General features: G+C 33.7%; 2 protein-coding genes. Both read right to left on the bottom strand.

What is annotated here, in order from left to right; genetic code table 11:
* Window positions 1-104 precede the first annotated feature (104 nt).
* Window positions 105-776: a hypothetical protein gene (locus CLLU_RS18225; RefSeq protein ID WP_106011175.1), complete on the bottom strand. Its 672-nt coding sequence runs from the start codon at window positions 774-776 to the stop codon at window positions 105-107.
* Between the two features lie 3 nt (window positions 777-779).
* Entirely contained in the window at window positions 780-2,975 is a 2,196-nt protein-coding gene (locus CLLU_RS18220; RefSeq protein WP_242977758.1) for an SbcC/MukB-like Walker B domain-containing protein, read from the bottom strand.
* Window positions 2,976-3,104: the final 129 nt, after the last annotated feature.

Genomic DNA, 3,104 nt, shown 5'->3' with positions numbered 1-3,104 from the left:
CAAGTCTTTCACCTACACTCTTATGCCTCCTTCATGAGTTTTTTACCTCTCATAAAGGATATTATTTTAAAGTGAAGGGGTCAATTTTCAGTGTAAAAAGGGGGTCAATTTATATTGTAAATCAACATCATATAGTCTGATAAAATTTCATCCATAATTTCATCTGTGTTACATGGTTTATTTTTATATTTGCGAAGCATCTGACAAACTTGTACCAATGTATTCTCTTCAAAATATTTTGAATCACCATAAACTTTCATAGAAACTTCTCTTACAAACAATTCTGTTCGATTATTCTCTATAAAAGCGACTGCATCTAATATTTTAGGAAGGGTTTCATAATCATTTGGAATTTTATTAAAATCCAATTCCTTTAGTAAACGATCACATTCCATACCACAGATTTCCGATAAGTCATGATATTTGGCAATCATATTCTGCACATCATCTTTCTTCATTCCTTTCGGAATAAAAGCATATTTTTTATGTAGATAATCCTCCACCTGCTCAATCTTTTTATCTACAAGATAAATACATTGAAGTGACGTACCAAACTTTTCCTGATCACAGGTTAAAAAACCTACTATGCAGAGTTCAGCCACAGTATGATTTATTGCCGTGATCACATCAAAATCGCCATCATTTGCCTGATACTTCTTATAAAGTTTTTCAGGTTTTACCCGGGTTCTGCGATTGGTTTTATTATCTCCAGTATCTTTCTTACTTCTCCGATAATTATCTACTAGATACACAAGTATTTTTTCTTCCCAATTCAAAAGCTACACTCCTTCATGCATTTCAATAATTCCTATTTCCATTAAATCTGATCTTGTTCTAAGCACCGGAAGAATAACATCACATTCATTACCAATTAACTCTGTCTTATCTGGTGCACAGAAAATCATCTGCAGCTTCTGTTTCCTCATGAAATCAAGCATGATTTTTACATTACTAGGATCCATTTTTGCAAATGGCTCATCTATAAACACAAGCCTTGTAGAATTTAATTTATCGTTATATATCATTAATAACGCAGATAATAAAATTAGCATATATGGAATCTGCACCTCGGCCCCTGAATTAAAACCAGACTGCTTGGAAAGCTTAGCCTTGTTTAACACATCATTTGTAAGCAAAATTTCATATATCATATAGTTTCTGTAATCAGCATAATCTTCAATCTGATCCTTATCATTACTATCAATAATACGATTAATAATTCTATGAATTTCCTTTTCTAATTCCATTCCTTTATCATCAGTGAATGTTGTAAGTGCCGACAATGTCATCTGGCCGGAAGCTGTTCCTAAATCCTCGCGTTCCTTTAAATATTTTGCGTATTCCAAAATTTTCTCATAATCAGAGCCATCTTTTACATACTTCACTTCAAACTCATATTTTGATTTGAATTTTAATCTGGAAAGCTCTGCATTGATTAACTTCAAGTCATCTTTTGCGCTTTCACAGGATTTTAGTACTGTAAGTACAAATTCATTCTTGAATATTTCCTCGTATCGTCTAGTTTGCTCTCTAAGTTTTTCTTTGATTTCCTGGAGATCATCCATCCAGATTTGAGTTTTTCTTGTCCCATATGCAAAACGCTGATCATCTCCAGTTGGAAGCCAACTTTCTGCATTTCTACGCGCATTATAAGCAGACTGTGTACTTGTCAAATTTTTCTCAACTTCTCTAAGAGCACGTTCTGAACGATCACGATCTTTTAATGTACCACCAGTACCAGTTTTGTCATTGAATACATACTTGTTGTAACTTTCAATGGCTCTTTTGTACACGTCATAATTCTGTATTTGGTATTCATTCATAATACCATTATATTTTTCCAGCTCTGCCGTCTTTACTTCCTTCTTTTCTTGATTTACTGCAAGCTGTGTCTTCATCTTTACCTGAGATTCTTGAACTTTACCACGCTCTTTATCATTTGCTTCAAGCTCTCCTTTATATTTTGTATAAAGCTGATTCATTTCCAGATATTCCATATTATTTTGCTGCGCCTGTTTCAAATGTTCAAGCTCATTGGATGCTGCCTCACATTTAAGCAAAATATCCTTATACATCTGGCATGCATCATAATTATAGCTACCAAAGTATCCTTGTGATGTCTCTAAATATTCTTTCTTCTGTTTCTGCTCATGTACCTGTTCTCGTAACGTTTCCGCTTCACTAACCAGAGCCTGTAATCTTTTTTCTGCATGAATTCGATTGAGCTCTATTGTTTCCTGTCCCAAGCAATAAAAACGCATTCTATCAAATTGCAGGAAGTAACTATCCATAGCAACAGATACTCTTCCCTCTTTAGAAATAGCACTCTCGAAATTGCGCACTTGTTCCTTTGTTACTGCATGCATACGACCTAATTGGTATTCAAAATACTGTTTCGCCACAGAATTTTTCACTTCAATATAACGTACAACAGAATCTTCTTCTGGAGCAAGTTCCTTTTTCATCAATAATTTCGTATTAAATAAATGTGCATATCTGTGTGGAGATGTATTTAACACATCATCTGCAATATCGTGATATTCCGGATCCACAAGAATTGTGTATCTTCTCTTACCAAGATAAGATTCAATCGCATCTCTCCATCCTTCATCCTTAAGTGCAATTACATATTCGCAGGCAAATTTTGCCTCTGAACTGATATGTCTCTTAGCAAACTCCTTATTTATTTCATCCTTTAATGCAACATAATCTGGTATTTCTGAAAAAGTAGTTTTCTTGGCATTGCAATCATCAATTAATCTCTGCTGCTGTACCTGCATAGATTGATTCTTTTTTATATCATCCTGAAGTCTTGTGATTGTTGCCAATAAATCATCTCTTACATTTCGAATTTGAACTAAGAACACGTCAATACCATTTGCTTTTTGGACTGCTGTGTATTCAGTTGTTGTAAGCGATGATAAAATTGACTGGTTATTAATATCTATTTTTTTCTCATAAAACCAATTAATCAATTGTAAGCGTCAAAAATTCTACGTATTCAATTGTCAATTTTATTTTGATAAACTAAATCCAGTAGTAAGCAGCCTATCAAGGTGCCTTCTACTGGATTGTTTTTAGTCCTTTTTACCATGGAGATTTTT

It is taken from the genome of Clostridium luticellarii, from assembly GCF_002995845.1.
GTDB lineage: Bacteria > Bacillota > Clostridia > Clostridiales > Clostridiaceae > Clostridium_B > Clostridium_B luticellarii.
Note: the sequence above shows the minus strand (reverse complement) of the source record. Positions and strands in the feature narration are given on the sequence as shown.